This is a genomic window from Pseudomonas viciae (assembly GCF_004786035.1).
Lineage (GTDB): Bacteria > Pseudomonadota > Gammaproteobacteria > Pseudomonadales > Pseudomonadaceae > Aquipseudomonas > Aquipseudomonas viciae.
In genome coordinates, this window is the sequence record NZ_CP035088.1 from 3,595,722 (window position 1) to 3,618,583 (window position 22,862).

A 22,862-nucleotide genomic window follows, 5' to 3' on the forward strand; every position below is an offset into this window, starting at 1 on the left:
GCTTAAAAGCGCGTGTTGATTTCAAGCTGCAAGACATCGATGTCGTACGGCGCGCCGTACACCGCTTCGGAACTCAGCCAGCGGCCAGTGGCGAAGACGTTGCTCGCCAAGCCATAGTTGCCGCCCAGGAAATAGCCCTTGGCGTTGGTGCCGCCCAAGTGGAACGACGAGTCATTGAAGCCGTCCGGCAAGGCGTCCGGCTGGATGTACTTGTAGCCGGCGAACAGGTTCCAGTCGCCCTCGCGCTTGAGCTCCAGCGAATTGCCCAGGGTGAACTGGAGCATCCAGGCGTTCGCGCCGCTTTCCACGTTGCCGTCACTGTCCAGGTTGTTGGCGAACTGCCCTGCGGAACGCTTGCGCATCTCGCCTTCGTCGTAGCCCAGGTTGTGGACGTAGTTGGCCTGGCTGCGCAGTTTCAGGTCTTCGGGCAGATCGGCATCCCATACCAGGTTCAGGTCCAGCAGGTTGAACTCCGAGGCCAGGCCGACATACTGCGGCTGTGGCGTGGTGGACGGGTTGAGCGGGTTGGGCGTGATGTCCCGCAGCAGGAACACGGTGTTGCCCTTTTGCATGAATGCCACGCGTGAACCGTCGCTGTCGCAGCCAGGGTCCCCTGCCCAAGGTTGGCACGGCGAAGAACGCTGGCCTTCGATGTCGTCGAAACGGTAGTAGGCCAATGCCCCCTTGAGGCGGTTGCTGCCGTTGATCGCCCAGTTGGCCCCCAGTTGCGCGCCGTACAGCCACTTGTTGTCGCTCTCTTCCTTGTCCGAGCCATTGCTGGTGCTGGTGTCGTTGGTGTACTCCACCGGAAACGCCCCGACGGTGCCGAACAGGCCCCAATCCTGATTGAGCTTGCGGTTGAAAATCGCCGCCACGCCGTCGAAGTTCAGGTCACCGGAATAGAGCAGATCGGTGGCGAAAAACGGGTTGGCGATACGCCCGCCGGTCAGGGTCAATTCATCCGAGGGCTTCCAGGTCAGGTAACCCTGGTCGAGCCAGATGTCTTTCTTGCCAAAACCGCCGCCCAGGGTCTGCGTGGTGGACACCGGGTTGTTGTCCGAGCCGGTGCCGATGCGAATGCCCGCGGTCCATTGCGGGGCTATCACCGCTTTCATACCCAGGCGTGCGCGCAGGCGAAACAGGTTTTCCCGGTCTTCGCGGGTGTTGAGCAACGGTGGCAGGCTGGAACTGCTGTTGGGATTGACGTCGTACGGCCCCCGGTCATTGAGTCGGGCGAAGTCGACGATTTCATTGCTGTTGGTGCCCGAGTAGTAGCGCGACTCATCCCGCAGGCGAATGTCGCCATCAAAACTGATCCGCGAAACCCAATCCGGGAACGTGTTGGGCTGCGCCCAGTTTTCCTGTTTGGCGGTGGCCATGACTTCAGCCTTGACCTGATCCCGAATCTGCTCGCGCACGATATTCGGCACGTATTGCACCCGCACGTCCCCCGGCGCCCCGGCGGGCGCTGCGGCAACCGCCGTGGCCGCCTGGCGGGCCTGCACGGCTTCCCGTTCGGCCTGGGCGATCAAGCCATCGGCCTGGTCCTGCTTCAACACGCCCTGCTGCACCAGCAGGCGGATCAGATTGATCGTGGCGTTTTCCGAAGGCGCCGGGGCGGCCAACGAGTGCCCGGACAGGCCCAGAACGATCAGGCCGACTGCCCACGACAATCGATTCACATTGGAAATCATCTGCACACAACTCCTGTTGGCAAGCTGTCAAATAGTCGGTTAACCCGGACGCCGTCCCTGCAAGGACAGGCGTACAGGCAAAGTCAGGGAGGCCGGTGGCCGCTCACTCAAATGGGGCGCGGTACGCAGGGCTGTCATCACCTGTTCATCCACTTGCGGGTTGCCGCTGGACTTGACCAGCTCGACCCGGGTGATTTCGCCCACGGCACTGAGCCAGACGTCGGCCTGCAGCGAGAACGCCAGGCTGCGCAGGTCGGGGTTTTCCCGCAGCAGACGCTGAAAGGTGAACGCCAGGAACTGGCTATAGGTGCCATTGCCCAGGCGTCCGCCGCCGGCCCCGGCCATGCCGCCCCCCTTGCCGGCGCCGATGTTGAAAGCGTCATTGCCAGACTGGGCATCACCCTCCATCTGCATCGGGTTGGCCAGGTCATCCACCGGCGACGGCGGCGCTTCTTCCTCGGGCTTGACCTCTTCGGGTTCCGGGGTCGGCTCTGGCTCGGGCACCTTTTCCTCGACCTGGGGCTCCGGTTCCTTGGGTTTCTCCGGCGGCGGGGGTGGCGGTGGCGGCAGTGGGATAATGGTCGGCACCTTCGGCGCTTCGCGCCGCACACCGCTCATGTCGTTGGCCCACTGCCACAGCAGCCAGGCCGCCACGGCGCCGAGCACCAGGCCAGCGGCCCACTTGAGCAGGCGCAGCGGCGAGGTCTTCACCGGGGGCGGGTTGATGGGAAGTCTGGCAGTCATGATCAGCCCTGACTCGGTTTGCCGGTCACGAGACCGACCTGGGACAGTTCCAGACGCCGCAACAGATCCAGCACTTCGATGACTTTCTGGTACTGCACCGTGGCGTCGCCGCGCACGATGATCGGGAAGTCCGGGTTCTGGGCCTTCTCGATGCGCAGGCGCTCTTCCAGCTCGGCCAGGGTCACCGGGTAGGCATCGAGGAACACCTGCCCGCCGTCATTCACCGAAATCGCCTTGGTCTTGGCCTCGGACAACGACACCGAGGCGCTGGCCTTGGGCAGATTGATCTGGATACCCGACACCTGGGCCGTGGCGGTGAGGATGAACATCACCAACACCACCATGAGCACGTCCACCAGCGGCGTGATGTTGATGCTGTCGACCGCCGCGTCATCGTCGTCATCGTGTGAAGCGTTTACGCTAGCCATGACAATTTCCTCAGGCCGGTACGGACGATGGGGCGTGATGATTGCGGCGCTGCGCCGCTTCACCGGACTGGCCTTCACCGTGCATCTCGGCCAGGCGCGTGATGAACTCGTCGACGAACACCCGCATGTCGGCGCTGACTTCCTTGTTGCGGGTGATCAGGCGGTTGTAGCCAAACAGCGCGGGAATCGCGACGAACAGGCCCATGGCGGTGGCGAGCAATGCCGCGGCCATGCCCGGGGCGATGGCGTTGATGTTCACGTCACCGGCCATCGCCGTGCCGAGGAACACCACCATGATCCCCAGCACCGTGCCGAGCAGGCCGATGTACGGGCCGCCGGCGATGGCATTGGACAGGGTCGAGAGCTTCGAACTGAGCTGCTGGTTTTCTCGGGTGCGCACACCGTCCATGGAGCAGCGGATCGCTTCGATGGTGGCCGCTGACACCGACGAGGTGTCGGCGCCCTGCTCGCGGCGGGTGCGGATTTCCTTGACGGCCACCAGGTACAAGCGCCACAAGGACGAGTGTTGCAGGCGCTGGGCGAGGTCCTGGTCGTCGGCGAACATTTCCAGGCGTGTACCGATCCTGGCGAACTGCTCGCGGAAGGCTTCGTTGGCCACGCTGAGGCGACTGACCATGCGGTTCTTGCGGATCATGATGATCCACGACTGGAACATCATCAGCACCAGCACCCCGATGATCACCCAGGCGTCCATCGGCACGGCGTTGAGCAGGAAACCCAGGCTGCCGAAACCGAAGCCGGATTGCTCTTCATCGACCCCATAGGCCACCAGTTTCGATTCCGCGCCCTGGGCATTGGCGTCGGCCAACAGCAGTGGCGCCGGGCGGGCAACCTTGGACAGGCGCGCTTCATCCATGGCCCCGCTGAAGGGCGCGAAGGCCCCGGCGGAAACGTCAGCGCCCAAGGCAATCGGCGCATTGAACGCTGGCATCGCCACCGCCAGACTCGCGGTTTCACGTCCATTGACATACAACACGACCCGGTCGCCCGAGGCAGTCAACGCCAGGTGCTGCCATTGGCCGGGATTCAGCGGCTGGGTCGAGACCGCGCGCTGGTCGTTGATCGCTACGAACGGCACACCCTGGTTTACGCCAATCAACAGGCTGGTGGCGGCTTCGCGACGGGCCAGGACGATTTGCTCGCCGCTGGCCTGGTCCTGACGCAGCCAAGTGCTGAAGGTGAACGCCGCGCCAGCACTGTGTTGCAACGAAGGGCTGGCCGGCAACAACAGCGGCTGGCCGTTGAACTGCAAGGCACGCCCGATCACGCCGTCGATGCTGGTGCCGGCCGCACCCTGGGCATTGTTACCGTAGGCGGTGGTGTCCTTGGGCGGTACGCCAGTGGCGCCGTCGAAGTGATACAGCGCGGTGTAGTCCGGGTCGAAGGTCAACTGGCCGCTGCCGGTGGCCGGCGCTTTCTGGTTGCCGTAATACATCCACAGGTCCTGACGCTGACCGCCCTCCACGCTTGGCACATCGACCCAGATCAGCGCCATGCCCATCAGCGGGTCGAAGCTTTCGACCTGGTGATTGAACACGGTCTTGTCATCGGCACTGACAAAGCGCAGATCCGAGCCGTCGTCCTTGACGCCGTCGAAGGTGAAGTTGCCGGTGTGCAGACGCACCAGCAGCGCGGTGCGCCCCAGGGCCTGGGTGATGGCAGCCCCCTGGGGCGTGGTGTCCACCGAAATCTGTTTGCGATAATGCCAATCGTCCTGCCACCAGGCATTGGCGGTGGCCGGAAGCGCCAGCCCCAGGCAAATAAACAGGGATAACAATAAGCGTTGCATGGACATGACTCCTGGGTTCAAAACGTCGCTTGCAGGTTGAAGTGCAGGCGCGATTCCTGTTTCAAGGTGTTCGGCCCGTCGAGCAGCGGGAAGCCCCAATCGAGGCTGCCTGACAGCCATTTGCTCAGGCTCGCGCGAGTGCCCAGGCCAACGCTGGCCAGGCTGTAGTCGGCTTCCTGGTCAGGCAGTTCGTCACGCAGGTACAACTGGGCGCCTTCGGCGAAGGCATAGAAACGCCATTCCTGGACGTAGCTGCCGAGGAACTTGGCGAGGGACGGTGTGCGCAGCTCCTGGGACAGCAGGTAGCCGTCGTCCCCGGTGCGCTCGGCGGCCAGATAACCGCGTACCGACGTGGCGCCACCGGCGGAAAACTGCTCGTTGGAGACCAGCGGCCCGGAGGCGAGCTGGAAGGCAGCCTTGGACGCAGTCTGCCAATCGTTGCCGAAGGTGAAGGTGTAGTTGCCGTCGCCCTTGAGCACCGCGAAGCTGGGGCTGGCGCGATAGCGTTTGTAGTCGAACTCTTCGTCGGAACTGCCGTAACCCAGCAGGCTGCGAGTGCCCGCCACCAGGCTCAGGCCGAGGCCCAACTGGCTGTTTTCGGTGTAGCGAAAGCCGTTGTAAGCGAACGTGAATGGCGCGTACTTGAGCGGAGCCTTGTCACTGGCGCCGCCCAGGTTCAGCTCTTCCTCGAAGTCCTTGAAATCGACTCCGACGGAAAAGGTGTTGGCCCAGGCGCCGCTGGACGGCAGGGTGTAGATCGCCGAGACACCATAGGAATGACCTTTGCCTAACACATTGCTACCGCCCACCGTTGCCACGTTGCTGTCGGACTGATAACCAGAGAACTGCACGCTCCAGCGTTCGCTCAACGGTGCGGTATAGGAACCCGACCAGACCTTGGCATTCTCGGTGTCCTGGGGCGCGGTGAAGAAGGTCAGCGAAATGCTGTGGCCCAGTTGCCAGAGGTTGTTGTAGCCCAGGCTGGCGACGGTGCGCAGCTTCTCGGTGTCGGCGCTGTAGTCGTTGTTCAACCCCAGGCTGGCTTGCCAGGGGTTCTGGTCTTCGACCTGCAAGTCAACGTCCATGGTGCCCGGTCGCTGGCCCTCGCGCACCAGCGGCATCACCTGCCGTCCCGGGGTTTTGTTCAATTGCGCCAACTCGCTCTGGACCTGGGCGAAGTCGGGCACTTCACCCTCCTTGAGCGCTGGAACATCCTCGCGAATTTCCACGGGCGAATAGTGCTTGGCCCCGACGACACGGACCCGGCCGACCTTGGTCTCGCTGACCTGCAAGTAGACGATACCGTCCTCGACCTTCTGCTCCGGCAGCTCGACGAACACCGATTGATAACCGCGTGCCTGATAAGCTTTTTGCAATGCTTCCCGGGCCCCTTCAATATCGCTCAAGGCCTTCTGTGGGCCGAGGAACGGATATACCGCTTCTTCGATGGCCCGGGCGTCGAGCACGGTGTTGCCGCGGACGAAATACTCGTTCACATCCACCAGGCGCGCCGGTGCCGCTTCGGCCTCCTGCCCTCCTTCTGCAGCGAATGCCGACGGCCCCCCGACCGCCAGCAACAGCCAGCCCCACAGCGCTGGCCGCGATTTGAAGAAATGCTCCACACCACCCCCTGAATTCAAAGTACGGCTCAATTACTTGCGGTCGATGTCGTGATGTGCCGGGCCAGCCAGGTGTGCAACAGTGCGAAGTTCAAGGAGAACTCCGGCATTTGCAGCAAGGCGCCACAGAACACTTCACCGATGATTTTCTGGATGAGCCTCACCGCACGCGCATCGCCCAGCAGCGTGGCGAGGTCTTTGCTCAGGACGTTGAAGCTCCAGACCTTCTGATTCAGGTCCAGGCCGACGAACCAGCGGAACAGCAGGTTGTAGTTGAGTTGTTCATAGAGCTGCTGCTCGCTGGGCACCGAATAGAGCAGTTGCAGCAGGAGGATATGCATGGCGGTCTGTGGCGCGATCAGCATTTCGGCGTGCGCGTTGAGGCCTTGCAGCACGTCACGATGCTCGTCCAGCAGGTCGTCGATCTGCGGACGCAGCAACACCAGGGAATGGCCCTGTGGGATATAGCTGGACACCTCCTTGAGCGCGCCCTGCCAGTCATCCTGGGAAACAATCCAAACCCACGGAGCGCCGTAGCGATACACCGAGACCGGCTGCTTGCGCGCCGCCTCGACGATCTTCGACAGCCGCTGGTCGAGCTCCTGCATGCCCACTTTTGAATAACGTTCCATAGTCCCCATTGCCTCACTCCCGGCTTCGCGCCCCGGTTCCAAAACGACCTTGCAGGTCCCCTTGAACACGTCACACAGGCATGACGGGAATGGCGATGTGCTACCGAACTTTTGTCACGAAAGCTTCATTTGGTGGGTACGCAGGGGTCAGGGGTGACGGCTGATTTTTGTGGGCGAGCGAGCCTGCTCGCGATGGCGGTGAGTCAGCTTGCGGCGATGTTGGCCGGGCGACCGCCATCGCGAGCAAGCTCGGCTCCCACAGGGGTTCTCGGGTGTTTTCAGATCTGATGCTCGCCACAGACCTTCTGTGGGAGCGGGCTTGCTCGCGAAAGCGGTGGGTCAGCTGACGGTTATGTCGGATGGGCTGCCGCCATCGCGAGCAAGCTCGCTCCCACAGGGGTTCTCGGGTGTTCATCGATTCGATGTTCACCACCAATACCCGTGGGAGCGAGCCTGCTCGCGATGAGGTCTTCAGGTTTACTGGGCTACTGGTGCTGCACCTGCACCATCGAGCTCACCTGCACCCTTGCCTGCATCTGCTCCGCCCCGCCGCCGCGACGCATGCCGCGTACCGGGCAGGCGTCGAGGTAGTCCAGGCCGACCGCCAGTTTCAGGTGGCGGTCTGGGCGAGTCAGGCGGTTGGTCACGTCGAAGCTGTACCAGCCGTCGTCCAGCCAGGCTTCCGCCCAGGCATGGCTCGCCAGATGGTTTTCATCTTCGGTGCACAGGTAACCGGACACATAGCGTGCCGGGATCCCCAGGCTGCGCGCGCAGGCCAGGAACGCATGAGTGTGGTCCTGACACACCCCGCTACCACCGGCAAACGCCTCGGCGGCGGTGCTGCTGACTGCCGTCGTGCCGGGGCTGTAGGGCATGCGGGCAGCCAGGCCATGCATCAAGTCGGTCAGCGCCGCACGATCACGCCGTGCCCCGCATTGCTCCACAGCGAAGGCGCTGAGCGCATCATCTGCCTGGGTCAGAGGGCTGGTGCGCAGGAATGGCAATGGCGACTGAGTGTCCGCCTCCATCTCCACCGTCTGGTCGATTTCCACCTGGCCATAAGCCGTCAGCACCAAGGCGCCGTGGGGCTCGTCCATGGTCATCACGTGCAGGATGTTGCCGTAAGGGTCGATCTGACTGCGCACCAGCCGCGGCAGTTCCAAGTGCCACTCAAGGATGCGCTGGCGCTCGGTGTTCTTGGGCGTCAAACGCAGAAACTGGATGCTGGTGCAGACTTCATCGGCATAGCTGTAGGTCGTGTCGTGGCGTATGGACAGTTTCATACGACCTCCAGATAAGACTCGTGAACGGTCTGGCCCAAATGGCGGATCTGGCCAATGAGGTCGGTCAACCACTGGTGCAGGCCCGAGGCGAGGATCTCGTCGATCCCGGAATAGCGCAGGCGCGCATTCAGCTCGGCGGCCAGGCGCTGCGCCGGCCGGCCGTTGTTGCCCGGCAGGCTGGCGAGGATATGGTCCAACTCCTCGATACAGGCATGCAGCGAGCGCGGAACGTCGGCGCGCAGCAGCAACATCTCCGAGACCTGCTCGGCATTGGGCGCGTTACGGTAGATCTCGTTGAACGCTTCAAACGAGGACAGCGCGCGCAACAAGGCGCTCCATTGGTAATAGCCACGGGCAGAATTGTCGCTGACCTCCTCCGACTCCTCGCCGAACATTTCGTAGCGTGCGTCCAGCAGGCGCAGGGTGTTGTCCGCCCGCTCGATAAAGGTCCCAAGGCGAATGAAGCAGTAGGCATCGTTGCGCATGATGGTGCCCGAGGTCGCGCCACGGAACAGGTGCGAGCGCTCCTTGACCCATTCGCAGAAATGACTGATGCCATAGCGGCCCAGGCCGTTGCTGGCGATGTTGCGCATTTCCAGCCAGGTGGCGTTGATGTTCTCCCACATGTCGGCGGTGATCCGCCCGCGCACCGCATGGGCGTTGGTCCGTGCGGCCCGCAGGCAGCTATAGATACTGCCCGGGTTGGTTTCATCCAGCGCGAAGAAGTGCAGCATGCGTTCGGTGTTCAGCGCGTCATAACGCGCGTTGTAATCGTCCAGCGTACCAGCCGCCAGCAGCGACATCGCCAGCTCGGCATGGCCATCGCTGCGTCCGGCCTGGGGCATCAATGACAGCGAGTAACTGACTTCGAGCATACGCGCCAGGTTCTCGGCGCGTTCCAGGTAGCGGGACATCCAATAGAGGTCAGAAGCGGTTCTTGAAAGCATGTCTTAGTCCTCCACTACCCAAGTGTCTTTGGTGCCGCCGCCCTGGGACGAGTTCACCACCAGCGAGCCTTCGCGAAGCGCCACGCGGGTCAGCCCGCCAGGCACCAGGCGGGTTTCCTTGCCCGACAGCACGAACGGACGCAGGTCGATGTGACGCGGGGCGATGCCGCTCTCGACAAAGGTCGGGCATGTGGAGAGGCTCAAGGTTGGCTGGGCAATGTAGGCTTCGGGACGGGCCTTGAGGCGCGTACGGAAGTCTTCGATTTCCGCCGCCGTGGCCGCAGGGCCGACCAGCATGCCGTAGCCGCCGGAGCCTTGGGTTTCCTTGACCACCAGGTCGGGCAGGTTGGCCAGCACATGGGACAGGTCCTGGGGCTTGCGGCACTGCCAGGTGGGCACGTTCTTCAGGATCGGTTCTTCGGTCAGGTAGAAACGGATCATCTCGTCGACGTAAGGGTAAATCGACTTGTCATCGGCCACGCCCGTGCCGACCGCGTTCGCCAGTACCACATTGCCCGCACGGTAAACGGCGATCAGCCCTGGAACACCCAACATGGAGTCGGGGTTGAACGACAACGGGTCGAGGTAGGCATCGTCAAGACGGCGATAAATAACATCCACCTGCCGAGGGCCGGCGGTGGTGCGCATGTAGACGTGGTCGTCACGCACAAACAGATCGGCGCCTTCCACCAGTTCCACACCCATTTCACGGGCCAGGAACGCGTGTTCGAAATAGGCACTGTTGAAGCGGCCCGGGGTCAGCACCACGGCGGTGGGATTGTCCAGGGGGCTTGAGCTTTTCAGGGTATCGAGCAGCAGGTTCGGATAGTGGTCGATGGGGGCTACGCGTTGGGCGGCAAAGAGCTCAGGGAACAGGCGCATCATCATCTTGCGGTCTTCGAGCATGTAGCTCACGCCGCTGGGGGTGCGAAGGTTGTCTTCGAGCACGTAGTAACTGCCGTCACCGTCGCGAACCAGGTCGACACCGGCGATGTGGGCATAAATGCCCCGGTGCAGGTTCAGGCCCTGCATCGCGATCTGATAACCCTCGTTGGCGAGCACCTGCTCGGCTGGAATGATGCCTTCCTTGAGGATGTGCTGCCCGTGGTAGATGTCGGCCAGGAACATGTTCAGGGCCTGGACCCGCTGGATACAGCCCCGCTCGACCATCTGCCACTCGCTGGCCTTGATGCTGCGAGGAATGATGTCGAATGGAATCAACCGTTCGGTGCCCTGCTCGTCCCCATAGAGGGTGAACGTAATACCGGCCCGGTGGAACAGCAGGTCAGCTTCGCGACGGCGTTGTTCAAGCAGTTCAAGCGGCGTGTCCGCCAGCCAGCGTGAGAAGGCTTGGTAATGCGGGCGGCAGTCACCCTTTGCGTCATACATTTCATTAAAAAAAGCGTGGGGCATAGCCAACTCCGAGCCGCGTTCTACACGGCATTTCTTATCACTTCGTCATTCCAATGGTCCGGCCTTGCTTTGTTTTAATGAGCCCTGTTTCTCTGAGCACCTCGATAGCAACGGTCTCTGATCTGGCCTTTGCGTCTGGATGACGTGCGCCCCCTTGATTAAATCTGCGTGGCGAAATGACTCCTATACTGAATCCAACGATGCGCTGGTTTTCGCTATTGAGCCGTAGCAAAGGCTGTGCCCAAGCGCGATGCATCAAGACTGCGCTAGAAAAACCGGCGCAAAGTTACGGCAAAGCGAAATTTATTTTCGTTTTTGCGACAAAACAGCCTAAAAAAGCTGAAACGTTTATTTCAGCTTTTTTAGGCGAGCCCTGGAACGGGTCGAATAGGTGCAAAAAGGCAGGTAACAGGGATTGAGTGCCCTGAAAGGGGGAAATTTTTACTCACTGCTGGCTGCGAAGGCTGGGTTCCTTCTGGGAGAGCCGCCTAGATAACGTTTGGATCAAGCTCACCGGCCCAAGCCAGTAATGCCGCCAGCAGGAAAAAACTGCCACAGGCCGACTCCACTTTCTGCTCCTCAGCGGCCGATGTCCGGTAGCAATGGCCGACGAAACGTCCCTCGTGAAAATCGCCGCCGCGAATAATCGCCGCCAGTTGCGCACCGACCTGATGGTGCAGTACCTCGCCGGCGGGTACCTGGGACGCCAGCCCTAGGAGGGCCAGCGACGCCATCGCCGCCGCACAGGGATCGTCCGGCCCCTGGGGTTCGGAAAGGCGATTGAACGGTGCGTCCACACCCCGACTGCGTTGCCAGTACTGGCAGGCCTGCACGGCATCCTGTTGGTAAGGCGCGCCATACAACCGGGCACCGACACTCAGGCCAAGCATCGCCCAGGCCTGGCCCCGGGACCAATTGCCCGGCCTGTCGTCGGCACGCCACTGGCCATTTTCATGGCAAGCCTGACTGCTCCAGGCCCCGTCGCCAGCGGCGCAACCACGAAAGGAAGCCTGCAGTTGTTGCCGTCCGAGGCTCAACAGCCGAGGGTCGGCCCGACGCGAGAACAATTGCAGTGTGGCAGCCAGCGGGTCGATGCTCAGGCGCTGATCACCCTGCTCGCCGCCGCCCATGTCCCGCCCCAGTGCAATGCAACCGAGCAACGGATCGAAGGCCCGCGCCAGTTCCAGCACCGCTTGCTCCGCGAGTTCATGGGCCATGGCGTCATCCAGCAAACAACTGCCCAGCCCTGCGCCGTAATGAAAGATCAGGCTGCGATGATGCGTGGCGCTGCCCAGTTTGTCCCGCAGCCGTTCGGTGATCCGGCGGGCCTGGCGACGGTCGTCCAGCAGTGCGCTGCGATGGGCGCGCAGCCACCACATTCCAGCCCAGAACCCGCCCAGCCAGGAGCCGCCAGCCGACACTTTCCAATGACTGTCAGCCCCCGTGCAATACAACGGAAAACCCTGCGCACAAGAGGCCTGGATCTGCTCCATGCGCCTGAGGATCGCCGCAATGGCGCGATAGGTCTCATCGAGCCGCAACGGTTCTTGCCACGCCTGGGCGAGGTTCATTTGACCGCCCTCAGCCCGGTGACGGCCGACGCCTTGTGGCGTTGCCGCAGACGAATCAACAGCAGGCTCGACGCGCCACCCACCACGAGTACGCCGATCAACAGCAACCACGCATCGGCGAACCCCCACGGTCCGCGCTGGAACAGGCCAAACAAAGGTGGCCCCACGGCAAACCCGCCGAAAAAACCCGCCGACAGCAGCCCGGCAGCCGACGCCGGGCTACCAAACCCTGGATCGCGCAGCACCATGCTCATCGCGATGGCGTTGGTCGCCACGGCGGTCAAGCCCATGCCCAAGGCGCCCGCCCACAGCGGCCAATGACGCACAGGCAAGGCCAACGAGGTCAGCCACAACGCCACGCCTGACAACAGCAACAGCACCAACAGCAACCAGGACTCATCGACCATCCGCGCGCCCAACGGGGTGAGCACGACCCGGGCGGCGATGCCCATCACGCCGAAACCGGCGATCAATGCGCCGATCCATTGCGCGGTCATGCCTTGCTGGGCGGCAAAGACCCCAAGAAAAGTCACGAACGACGACAACACGATGCCTACACACAGTTGCACGCTCATCAGCAACGCCAGGCGTGTGTTGGGTCGACTCAAGGCAAATCCCAGGGGGTTGCCCGAATGTTCACGGGCGGCCACCCGCGGGCCCAACAGCGCCAGGAACAATGCTGGCAACAGCAGCGTGGCCAAGGCACCGCGCCAGCCCAGACTCAGGGCCAGGCTGGGCAACAACAGGCCAGCGAACAAGGCCGAGACCTGCACCCCGGACTGTTTCAAGCCGACCACCGCCGCCTTTTGCCGGGGCTCGACGCGCTCGGCGATCAACAGATTGGTCGCCGGATTGGCCAGCGCCTGGGCAATGCCGCAGGCCGCCAGGGCCAGTACGACGCCCATGAATCCGGGCAAGCTCGCCAGTAACCCATAAGCCGCCACCGTGCTCCAGAACAGCAATGCCAGGGCACGCCGGGTTCCCAGACGATTGACCAATGGCCCGGCCCACAACGACAGCACGGCGGCAAAACCGAACGCGCTGGTGATCAGCCATCCCAACCAATGGGTCGGCACACCGAGGTCTGCGACCATCAACGGCCCGAGGGTGCCGACTGCGTAGAAAATCAGCATCGGCAAGGCCATTGCCGCCGTCAGCACCAGCCGCAGCCAAACGCCCCGTGAAGGATTGTGCTCGCTCATCGACCTGCCCCCGCCATCACGGACGGCCAATCGAAGTCCAGGCCCGTTTCGTCGCAGCTGTCGAGCAACTGCCGGCCTACCGCGCTCACCAGCGCATCGTCGGTGCCGTCGAGGATATGGGTGGTGCGCGCCGTGCGATAAATCCCCGACAACGGTGACAGTTCGCTCAGGCCTTCGGCACCCATGATCTGGATCGCCGAGTCCGCAGCCTCGCTCAAGGCCTGGGAAGCGGCGACCTTGGCGATGTTCACCTCAATACTGTTGGCAACGCCGGCATCGTATTTGTCGGCGGCGTCGTGAAGCAGTGCGCGCGCGCTGGCAATGCCCTGGTAAACCCGGAACACCCGCTGGCGCACCAGTTGTTTGTCCGCCAGCCGCGCCTGCACGCCGCGGGCCGAATGGATGCGTGCGCACATCAGGTCGAAGCAGCGTTGGGCCAGCCCCAGCCAATGCACCGAACGCAGGATGCGCCCCAGCGCCAGGCGCTCTTGCATCAATGCCAGGCCCTGCCCTACCTCGCCCAGCACATGACTGGCCGGGACTTGAACCTGATCGAATGAAAGCTCCCCCTGTCCGGAAAACCGCCCGAGAATCGACAAGGGTCGTTCCACGCGAAAGCCAGGCAAGTCGGTGGGAACCAACAACATCGATAACCCACTCTCCAATGGCCCTGGCGCGGTGCGGGCAATCACCGTGACCAATGCCGCCCGTTCGGCACGGCAGATGAACCACTTGCGCCCACTCAACCGCCAGTGGCCGTCAACCAGTTCGGCGTGGCTGCTCAGGGTCGCCGGGATCGAACCGATGCTGTCCGGCTCGGACATGCCATAGCTGGAGACCATCGTCCCCGCCGCCAACGGAGCAAGAAAGCGCTGGCGGATCTCCTCGCCGGCATGGCGGCTCAACATGTGCAGATCCAACGTGGCGTCGTCGCCGAAGATCGCCGGCCCGTACTCGGACCGGCCCTCCTGCTCGGCCACCAGCAGATAAGCACGCAGGCTGGCAATCCGACCGCCCAAGGCCTGGGGGTAGAAGCTGCCCCACAACCCGGCAGCCCGGGCCTGGGCACTCAGTTCGGCGATACGTCGAGCGGCTTGTCGGGGTTCGGCCGCCAGCTCGGGCTCCACCGGAAGGATGCGCTCATCGACAAAACGCCGAACCTGGCGCGCCCGCTCATCAACGTCCTGAGCGCTGCCGACTCTCATCGCGCTCAACATGCGATGCCCGCCCCGCTCTCCAGGAACGCCACTTCGGCGGCCAGGGATTTCTTGTCGATCTTGCCCGCGGGTGTCAGCGGCAGCTGTTTATAGAAGCGCAGGTACTCGGGCAGTTTATTGACTTCCAATCCTTGCTCGCGCAGGTAGTCGGTCAATTCACTCAAGCTGAAGCGCGGCGCGCCCTCGCGCAGGGTCACGCAAATGCACACGCGCTGGCCCAGGTCCGGGTCCGGCACGGCCACACAGGCGACACTGACCACATCGGGATGACCGGTCGCCAGGGTTTCGATCTGCACCGGGCTGATGTTGGCGCCGCCACGGATAATGATGTCTTTCTTGCGTCCGGCCAGAATCAAATAGCCGTCTGCATCGATGTAGCCAAGGTCGCCGGTCTTGACCCAGCCTTCGGCGTCTCGATACTGCGCATCGAGTTCCGGAGCGTTGACGTATTGCATCGGGCTCAGGGGCCCCCGCGCGCGGATTTCACCGACGCTGCCCTGGGGCAGTTCCTGGTCCTGCTCATCGAAAATCTTGATGGCGCACACCGCCGGGTTCGGTCGGCCGACACTGTAGAACACCACCTCCAGCGCATCGTCCAGCGTGTTGTGGCAGTTCACCCCGTCCGCCGAACCATACAGGCTGATGAAGCCACAGCCAAAGGCCTCGACACAACGGCGCACCGTGACTTCGTCGATCAGCGAGCCGCCGCAGATCAAACCCTGCAGGCTGGATTTGTCGACTTCGGCCAGACGTGCATCGGCTGCGATGCGCTGAAGCATCGTTGGCACTCCGAGGATGTGGGTCGGGCGCAGCCGTTCAATGGCCTCGATGGCCGCTGCTACATCGAACTGCGGCAGGACGGCAATCGACCCACCGAGCCACGACAGGCTGCCAAAGGTGGCGGTGGAACCGAACGATGAGCCCAGCGGCACCAGGTACAACCCGCGGAACGTGGCGCCCTCGGGATGGATGCGTTGCAGGAAGCGCCCGCGTCCGCCCACCAGGGCATTGTGCGAGTAAGCCACCAGTTTGGGTTCCGACTCGGTGCCGGAAGACACCAGCAGGCGCACCGGTGAATTGGGGCAAACCTGAGGCAGTTGCGCCGCTTCAAGGGGCTCGGTTTCGAGCAGGTCCTGCAGGCTCAACCAGCCATCGCGGGTACTGCCCTCGACGATCAACACCCGGAGTGACAACAAGGTCGGGCGCAGTGCCTCGACGACCTGGCATAGATCGATGCCGGCATACTCGGCCGGAACGATCACGGCCCGGGCATCGCAGCGCCGCACCAGTGCCTGGATGTCCAGGCTGCCGCGTCCTGGCGGAAACGGCGCAACCACGGCGCCCAGCGCCGCGGCGGCCAGGTCGATGGCGCAGCAACGCCAACTGTTGGTGAGCTGGTAGGCCACCACATCGCCGGGCATGATCCCGGCGGCGCGCAGTCCGGCGGCCATGCGCAAGGCATAGTCATGCAACTGGCCATAACTGAGGGTGCCCTCGGGTGAGAGCACGGCGGTTTTTTCCGGCTCACGCTGGGCGTGCTCGCGGAACAGTTGGTAAACCGAACGGTTGGGGTAGGTTCCGTCACGTTCCCAGACACTGCGAACCTCAACGGGAACCAGATCAATGATGCCTGCGTTATTCATCGAAAACTCCAGTGAGCGTTGACTGAGGTATAGGCATTGAGGCTTAAGCACGGCTTCAATCGGCGGTCTTGGGCCAGCTGCGACAGGTCGTCTACGACCACGCAGGCCGGTATGGCAGCGGCGTCCAGCGCCTGTTCCCAGGTCGCGGCCGCTTGCGAAGACAGGGCGCTGCCCAGCAATGCGTCCAACCTCTGCGGGCTGGTTTGCGGGTCCAGGGCGAGGATTCGGTTCAGTTGTTCAAGTTGCGCCGGGGTCTGGCAATCGATCGCCAGTAACCCGGACTGGGTCGGGTACACCCCCTTGAGCAGGCTGGCCTGGGGCTGATCCGCGTCCTGCAGTGATGGGGCACACAATAAATTGGCCGCCCCGAGCAAGGAGCTGTCGACGCGCACTGACTGGCCGCTGAGGGCACGATGGACCAGGGCGGCGGTCACCCCTTGGGCGGCGACCACACCGCCCAGCACATCGAGCACGGTGAACAGCGAGCCACCCGGGGTGCCCGAGGCCTGGCCGATCTGTTCGCCGACACCGGACCATGCCTGGACAACAAAGTCGGTGCCCGGCAAGGGTTCACCTGGGCGGTCATGGCCCCAGCCACCGGCATAGGCATACACCAGGCCCGGGTTGATCCGTGCCAGGTCGGCGCGGTCCAGCGCCAGCTCCGCCGCCTTGCCCGGTGCCCAGTTGTGCAGGAACACGTCAGCATGACGGACCCGCTCGTAGAGCTCTTCGCGACCGGCGGCTGACTTGATATCGAGTTCGCGTACCGGCTTGAGGCGATTGAGGGCATCGAAGCGCACCGACACGCCGTCGACGCACGGCGGCATGGCCCGCAACGGATCGCCACCGGGCAACTCGATGCGCAGCACCTCGGCACCCAGCATCGCCAGTAAATGACCGGCCAACGGCCCCTGGATCCGGCGACAGGATTCAATCACCGTCAGACCGCTCAAGGGCAACTCGCCCAGTGCCAGCGCGGGCAATGTCCGGCCATCGGCAGCGCTGCAGTCGAACGCCCAAGGGCCTTGTTTCAATTGCCCGGGCAAATCTTCGTCGGCACGCCGCTCGGCGAGGCTGCGCAGCGGGCACACAGCCATGCCGTTCAACGCGCACAAGGCACTGATGCGAGCCATGGACAGCCGCGCCAAGGCCTGGCGAAACACCGTTGGCATCGGCGCAACCGCCTTGGCGTAACGCAACAGGAACGCCTTCCAGCCCTGCCCGGCCTGTTCGGCGTCGATGCCCACCGCAGCCCAGAAACGTCGCCAAGGCTCGGCGTCGAGGGTTTCCAGTTCGAAATGCACACCGTCGGCGGAAACGAAAGGTGGACGATTCTTCGAACAGGTCGCGCCGGGGAGCAGCCGTTCGGCCTCATCAGAGGCCGTGGCACCGGCCAGGTATTGACCAACACCGAGCACCCCGGCGGCGCCCAGGGAACTGCTGACGTGACTGAAACGACCGCCACGCAACTGCCCCAGGGCGGCGGCCAGCGCGCCCTGGAGGGCCAGGCTGGCGCTCAAGGTCGAGACATAATCGAGCCCCAGCCCCTGGGCCTTGCCACTGGCCCGGCCATGCACCGACATCAATCCGCAGGCCGCCTGCACGGTGTGTTCGGTGACGCCGTGGGCACGGCCATCGGGCCACCCGTGAATCACCCCTTCGATGGGCGAAAGATCCGGATGATGAAAGGCAAACCCCAGACCGCAAGCCAGCGGATCACCCTGGGAGTGGCGGTGCTCCAGGCCCAGCGCCGTCGCCTGGTAGCGCAGTGACGCGGCCAGCGCAGCAAAGCCGGCGGGCACCTGTTCAACACAGCCAGAGAGGCTGCAACCTTGTAGAAGACGCGACATAAGACATACACCAGCAGGTTTCCATACCGCCACGCGCGGGCCTCTGGTGAGGTGCCGCGCGCAGCCCCGGGTCAGCGTCCGGCCTCAACCACCAGCGACGGCGGGGAGGATGGTGAGGCTGTCGCCGGCCTTGAGCGTGGTGGCGAGATTGTCGGCAAAGCGGATGTCGTCATCGTTGACGTAGATGTTCACGAAACGATGCACCTGACCGTCGCCGATCAGTCGTTCCTTGACCCCCGGATACTGTTTTTCCATGTCTTCGATGACTTCAAGAACGGTCTGCCCCTGGACTTCGACGCGTTTTTGATCTTGGGTAAACGTACGCAACAAAGTTGGCACCGTGACAAAAATCGACATGCAAAACTCCCTGAGCCTTATACAGCTCTTTGATCATTGATTACTTAATTGAGCGACGCCGCTTATAAGTTTCAGCGAACCACGCAAATACGCTCTTCGGTCACTTTGTTATTGATGATTCGAAAACTTCGAATGCACTCATCAACCGTCTGCAGTGTTGAAACAATGACGTAATGCACCGATGAATCACCGGCAAAACGCACATCTTCGGCGCTCGGAAAGGCGATGCTGGCGGTATGGGAGTGATAGATCACCCGACACTCCTCGTCTCGCTCATCCAGCGCTCGCCAGACCGCCAGTTGTTGCCTGGGATCAAAACTGAAGAACGTTGGCGAACGGGCGGCGTTGTCCATCGGCACCAATCGTTCGGCGGTGCGAACACCTGCCGGTGCGACGACAATGCCGCAGGTTTCCAATGGATGATCCCGCCGCGCCTGCTCCAGCATGGCTTCCAGTAGGCCGGCACGAATACTCAACATCCTCGGTCCTCATCTTCAGGTTCAGTAGGCCGGCAACGCAGGGTCGATATCCCGGACCCAGGCCAGCACGCCGCCTTCAAGGTTGCGTACGTTGCTGAAGCCTCGCGCCTGGAGTTCACGCAATACCGCCTTGGAGCGCACACCGGTTTTGCAGTGCAGGACCAGATTGGCCTGCTTGCCGAACCGAGCTTCGATCAGCTCTGCCGTCTTCGGGCCCTTGGGAAGGTGCTGGGCGCCGTGGATCCGCACGATGTCCCATTCAGCGCGGTCACGCACATCGATCAACAACACGTTCTGGCCGCTTTCACGCAACGCCTGCAATTGCCTGGCACTGATCGAGGGAATGTCCGAATCCTGCACACCCTGGGGCGCGCTCAGGCCGCAAAAGGCCTGATAGTCGCTCAGGGCCGTGATGGGCTGGCGGCCCGGGGAGCGGCGCAACGGCATCTGCCGGTAGGTCATATCCAGCGCGTCGTAGACCATCAGGCGCCCCAGCAGGCTATCGCCGATGCCAGTGATCAACTTGATCGCCTCAGTGGCCATGATTGCGCCGATGGATGCACACAGAATGCCCAGCACCCCACCCTCGGAACAGGATGGCGCCAGCTCGGGCGGAGGCGGTTCGGGGTATAGGTCGCGGTAGTTGAGGCCGACCCCGCCCGGCGCGTCTTCCCAGAACACCGAGGCCTGGCCTTCGAAGCGGAAGATCGAACCCCAGACATAGGGTTTGCCGGCCAACACACAGGCATCGTTGACCAGGTAACGAGTGGCGAAATTGTCAGTGCCATCGAGGATCAGGTCGTACTGGCTGAACAACTGCACGGCGCTTTGCGGCTCCAGCCGCTGTTCGTGGCGTTCGACTTTCACATAGGGGTTCAGCGCGTGGATGGCCTCGGCGGCACTGTCAACTTTCAATTGGCCCACCGTGGCAACCCGGTGGATCACCTGGCGCTGCAGGTTGGACTCGTCCACCCGGTCGAAGTCGATGATGCCCAGGGTACCGATACCGGCCGCCGCCAGGTAAAGCAACGCCGGCGAACCCAGCCCCCCGGCACCGATCACCAATACTTTGCTGCTTTTTAAACGACACTGCCCTTCCAGGCCCACATCAGGAATCAATAAGTGTCGACTGTAACGGGTTATCTCTTCGTTACTTAGACTCGAAACAGCAGCGACAAGCGGAGGAAGTTTCATGTTTAATACCTGTTACTGAATGTAAGTAATTCTCATGCAGCGTCTTTGATTAATCAATTCAAAGGGCTTTGAATTTCATATGCACAAGGTCCGTTTTCGTATGCATTTAGAATGGCCATTACGCGATATGCGTTTATCGACAGCATGGATCGAGGAGAAACTTCGCAGTAACTCCCACGCCACAAAAACACCGACAGATAGACAAAAGCCCTCTTTCGAGGGCTTTTGCAGGTCGTTCGACCGGTCAGGCGAGAAAAGTCGACATGTCCTTGCACACGGCGCTGAAGGCGTCGACAAAATGCTGCGCTTCGACATCAGTAAGCACCAGCGGTGGCTGGATGCGCATGACCCGGTTGTTGTTGGCGGTGACGAAAGTCAGCACACCATGCTCTTGGGACAATTTGCTGACGAAACGCAAAACGAACATCTCCTCGAAGTTTTTCTCCACCTCACTGATGGCCTCCTCGATATACCGCTTGGCCTTGCCCGAAAGCATGCGGTAGGTGCCTGCGGCGTTGCCCGGGATGCGGCTGGCAAATTCCCGCACGAAGGCCTCGACGCCGCCCTTGAAGCTGTATTCGAACTCGATGGCGATCATCAACCCGACGCCGCGTACTTCACGAATGAACGGGTACGGACTGACCGCCTCCTGCAGGGCCTGCTTGAGCTGCCCCCCCACCCGGGCGGCGTTGCCGGCCAAGTCTTCTGTGGCAATCACCTCAAGCGTCGCCAGGGCCGAAGCCGAGGCAAAGTTGCCGCCGCCGAAGGTCGAGGTGTGCAATGCAAAGGTGTCGATGCTGCCATAGGCACGATCCCACAACGCCGCGCTGGACAGCGTCGCGCCAATGGGTACCGCACCGCCAGACAACGATTTGGACAGCACCAGGATATCCGGCACCACCGCCTCCCACTCACAGGCGAACAACTTGCCGGTGCGGCCCAGGCCGGTCTGGATTTCATCGACAATCAATAGGCAATCGTAGGCGCTGCAAAGCGCGCGAACCTGCTTCAGGTAGCCCTGCGGCGGCACGATCACCCCACCCTCACCCTGGATCGGCTCGAGAATAAAGGCGCCGACATCCCCGTGGCGCAAGGCATCTTCCAGCGCCGCCAGATCGCCAAAAGGGATCGAATCGCAGCGCGCCAGCAAGGGTTTGAAGGGCTCGCGGTGCTTGTCCCGTCCAGTGACAGACAATGCCCCCAGGGTCTTGCCGTGATAGCCGTTGTCGCAATACAGGACTCGAGGTCGCTGCATGGCAGCCATCGCCAGCTTCAACGCCGCCTCGATCGCCTCGGTGCCCGAATTACTGAAAAACACTCGCTCCAGGTTCCCCGGCGCCAGCTCACTCAGGCGCTGGGCCAACAGGCTGGTCTGCAAGGGCACCGACACGTATTGGACGAACGTGGGGTATTGCTGTTGCAGATACGCCTGTAGCGCCTGGTTGATGTGCGGATGATTGTGTCCGGTATTGAGGCAACCATAGCCTGCGACGAAATCCAGGTAACGGCCGCCGTCCAGGTCCGTCAGCCAGCAACCACTGCCATGGGTGAACACCCGTTCGATGTGGTTGAACTGGTAGAACTCACGCAGCACCGGGTTGATGTGCTGACCGAAGCAACGCAAGGCTTCGGCACGCAGGGCTACCGGCTGATCGGCGGCTTGTTCGAGGACGGCGGGGACTTTCGTGGTCCGATGGAAGCGTCGCAGGGCCTGGAAATCCGCATCGGCCAGGCGCTCGCCATAAGACGCCATGGGCGACGGTGAGAAACCGTGCAGTTCGGCGATGCGGCCGATCTCCAGCACCCGCTCCTCGGGCAATTCGCGACCGATGGAAAACGCCTCGGCACGCCCCTCCAGTGCCAGCACCAGGGTTTCCGCCAGGCAGCCGTTGAGGAATTTTTTCGGCGCCAACCCCAGGGTTTCAGTGCCGAAACGCAAATCGGCGCTGGCCGACACCAGGCCACCGTCAATGATCAGGATGTCCTGGCGGTCTTGATGAAACGGCAGCACATCCCGGGGCAGCGCGGCGTCCACCACCACCGACCCCGGCGCGAGTCGGTAGGGGTCGATCACCCCGCCGCTGGACGTCGCCGCTACGTAAAAACGCACGTGCTCGTAGCAACTGTCGATATCCGTCGTCAGTTGTACCTGGCCGTGAAATTGCGCTGGCAGCCAGGCCAGGCTTTCACGGCCCTGCTCCGCGCTGCCACGATGGACCAGGCGCAGGCGGCAACCGTCGCGGGCCAGTAGTTTGGCGATGACCAAAGCAATCGAACCGGGATAACCAACCACCGCCACTTCACTGTCAGCCGGCGCCACCTCCAGCCGGGCCATGGCCTCCAGCACGTTCTTGTAGGCGGCGTAGGCCGTCAACGAGTTTCCGGTGGTGACCGGTACACCGCTGCGGTCCAGGGTCTGCAACCCGCGGTTGCCGACAATCGCGGTAAAGCCCCCCAGACCTACCAGTTGCGCGCCCTGCTCCTGCAGGCTGTGTACGCCTTCGAGTACCCGTGCGGCAATGGTTCGCGGCTGGCTGAGCATTTGCTCGGCGGTCAGCGGCAGGTAATGCAAGATGCCCTCGCACACCGCGCCACTGGCGCTGACGATGCGCCCGAAGTCCGCGAACGGCACCAGGTTGCGCGACTTCCAGAGCTGAGCCTGATACCCGCGGTCCTGTTCAGCGAGCGTGCGGTCCAACAGGTCGATGATCTTCACCTGACGTTGCAGGGCAATGGAGGTCGGGTGGGCGATGAAGCCGAATTTCATAGGGGTGCGTCC

Annotated in this window: 18 protein-coding genes; all 18 read right to left on the reverse strand. The window is 62.6% G+C overall.

Features of this window, described 5'->3' with window-relative positions:
* Nucleotides 1–2: 2 nt before the first annotated feature.
* The 18 genes from EPZ47_RS15965 to pigE all read right to left on the reverse strand — a co-directional run bounded on the left by EPZ47_RS15965 (nucleotide 3) and on the right by pigE (nucleotide 22,850).
* Nucleotides 3–1,694: a putative porin gene (locus tag EPZ47_RS15965; protein WP_135845670.1), complete on the reverse strand. Its 1,692-nt coding sequence runs from the start codon at nucleotides 1,692–1,694 to the stop codon at nucleotides 3–5.
* A gap of 39 nt (nucleotides 1,695–1,733) precedes the next feature.
* On the reverse strand, nucleotides 1,734–2,438 hold the full coding sequence (locus tag EPZ47_RS15970) for an energy transducer TonB family protein (RefSeq protein ID WP_135845671.1): 705 nt from the start codon (nucleotides 2,436–2,438) through the stop codon (nucleotides 1,734–1,736).
* Between the two features lie 2 nt (nucleotides 2,439–2,440).
* Nucleotides 2,441–2,866, reverse strand: coding sequence for an ExbD/TolR family protein (locus EPZ47_RS15975; protein ID WP_092348164.1), 426 nt, complete (start codon nucleotides 2,864–2,866; stop codon nucleotides 2,441–2,443).
* A 10-nt stretch (nucleotides 2,867–2,876) separates the two neighbouring features.
* Nucleotides 2,877–4,676, reverse strand: a complete 1,800-nt coding sequence (locus EPZ47_RS15980; RefSeq protein ID WP_135845672.1) for a DUF2341 domain-containing protein — start codon at nucleotides 4,674–4,676, stop codon at nucleotides 2,877–2,879.
* 17 nt (nucleotides 4,677–4,693) lie between these two features.
* Nucleotides 4,694–6,256 carry a ShlB/FhaC/HecB family hemolysin secretion/activation protein gene (locus tag EPZ47_RS15985; protein ID WP_420825051.1) on the reverse strand — a complete coding sequence of 521 codons (1,563 nt, stop codon included), beginning with the start codon at nucleotides 6,254–6,256 and terminating at the stop codon, nucleotides 4,694–4,696.
* Nucleotides 6,257–6,324: 68 nt separating this feature from the next.
* Nucleotides 6,325–6,927, reverse strand: a complete 603-nt coding sequence (locus EPZ47_RS30815) for a transposase (protein ID WP_135845674.1) — start codon at nucleotides 6,925–6,927, stop codon at nucleotides 6,325–6,327.
* A gap of 485 nt (nucleotides 6,928–7,412) precedes the next feature.
* Nucleotides 7,413–8,210: a transglutaminase family protein gene (locus tag EPZ47_RS16000; RefSeq protein WP_135845676.1), complete on the reverse strand. Its 798-nt coding sequence runs from the start codon at nucleotides 8,208–8,210 to the stop codon at nucleotides 7,413–7,415.
* Nucleotides 8,207–9,157: an alpha-E domain-containing protein gene (locus EPZ47_RS16005; protein ID WP_003201699.1), complete on the reverse strand. Its 951-nt coding sequence runs from the start codon at nucleotides 9,155–9,157 to the stop codon at nucleotides 8,207–8,209. The genes EPZ47_RS16000 and EPZ47_RS16005 overlap by 4 nt, the downstream gene beginning before the upstream one ends.
* Nucleotides 9,158–9,160: 3 nt before the next feature.
* Nucleotides 9,161–10,570, reverse strand: a complete 1,410-nt coding sequence (locus tag EPZ47_RS16010; protein WP_135845677.1) for a circularly permuted type 2 ATP-grasp protein — start codon at nucleotides 10,568–10,570, stop codon at nucleotides 9,161–9,163.
* A gap of 488 nt (nucleotides 10,571–11,058) precedes the next feature.
* The gene (locus EPZ47_RS16015; RefSeq protein ID WP_135845678.1) at nucleotides 11,059–12,141 is read right to left on the reverse strand and encodes a glucuronyl hydrolase; all 1,083 of its coding nucleotides are present in this window, start codon (nucleotides 12,139–12,141) and stop codon (nucleotides 11,059–11,061) included.
* Entirely contained in the window at nucleotides 12,138–13,343 is a 1,206-nt protein-coding gene (locus EPZ47_RS16020; protein WP_135845679.1) for an MFS transporter, read from the reverse strand. The genes EPZ47_RS16015 and EPZ47_RS16020 overlap by 4 nt, the downstream gene beginning before the upstream one ends.
* Nucleotides 13,340–14,548: an acyl-CoA dehydrogenase family protein gene (locus EPZ47_RS16025; RefSeq protein ID WP_406550141.1), complete on the reverse strand. Its 1,209-nt coding sequence runs from the start codon at nucleotides 14,546–14,548 to the stop codon at nucleotides 13,340–13,342. Before EPZ47_RS16025 ends, EPZ47_RS16020 begins: the two co-directional genes overlap by 4 nt.
* Nucleotides 14,549–14,553: 5 nt before the next feature.
* Nucleotides 14,554–16,203, reverse strand: coding sequence for a class I adenylate-forming enzyme family protein (locus EPZ47_RS16030; RefSeq protein WP_135845681.1), 1,650 nt, complete (start codon nucleotides 16,201–16,203; stop codon nucleotides 14,554–14,556).
* A complete protein-coding gene (locus tag EPZ47_RS16035) occupies nucleotides 16,200–18,053 on the reverse strand; it encodes a CoA transferase (protein WP_135845682.1) in 1,854 nt (617 codons plus the stop codon). The genes EPZ47_RS16030 and EPZ47_RS16035 overlap by 4 nt, the downstream gene beginning before the upstream one ends.
* Nucleotides 18,054–18,137: 84 nt before the next feature.
* The gene (locus tag EPZ47_RS16040; protein WP_135845683.1) at nucleotides 18,138–18,410 is read right to left on the reverse strand and encodes a MoaD/ThiS family protein; all 273 of its coding nucleotides are present in this window, start codon (nucleotides 18,408–18,410) and stop codon (nucleotides 18,138–18,140) included.
* A 71-nt stretch (nucleotides 18,411–18,481) separates the two neighbouring features.
* Nucleotides 18,482–18,889: a M67 family metallopeptidase gene (locus EPZ47_RS16045; RefSeq protein WP_135845684.1), complete on the reverse strand. Its 408-nt coding sequence runs from the start codon at nucleotides 18,887–18,889 to the stop codon at nucleotides 18,482–18,484.
* 21 nt (nucleotides 18,890–18,910) lie between these two features.
* Nucleotides 18,911–20,083: a molybdopterin-synthase adenylyltransferase MoeB gene (moeB, locus tag EPZ47_RS16050; protein WP_135845685.1), complete on the reverse strand. Its 1,173-nt coding sequence runs from the start codon at nucleotides 20,081–20,083 to the stop codon at nucleotides 18,911–18,913.
* Nucleotides 20,084–20,327: 244 nt separating this feature from the next.
* Entirely contained in the window at nucleotides 20,328–22,850 is a 2,523-nt protein-coding gene (gene pigE, locus EPZ47_RS16055) for a prodigiosin MAP biosynthesis aminotransferase PigE (protein WP_135845686.1), read from the reverse strand.
* Between the last annotated feature and the right edge of the window lie 12 nt (nucleotides 22,851–22,862).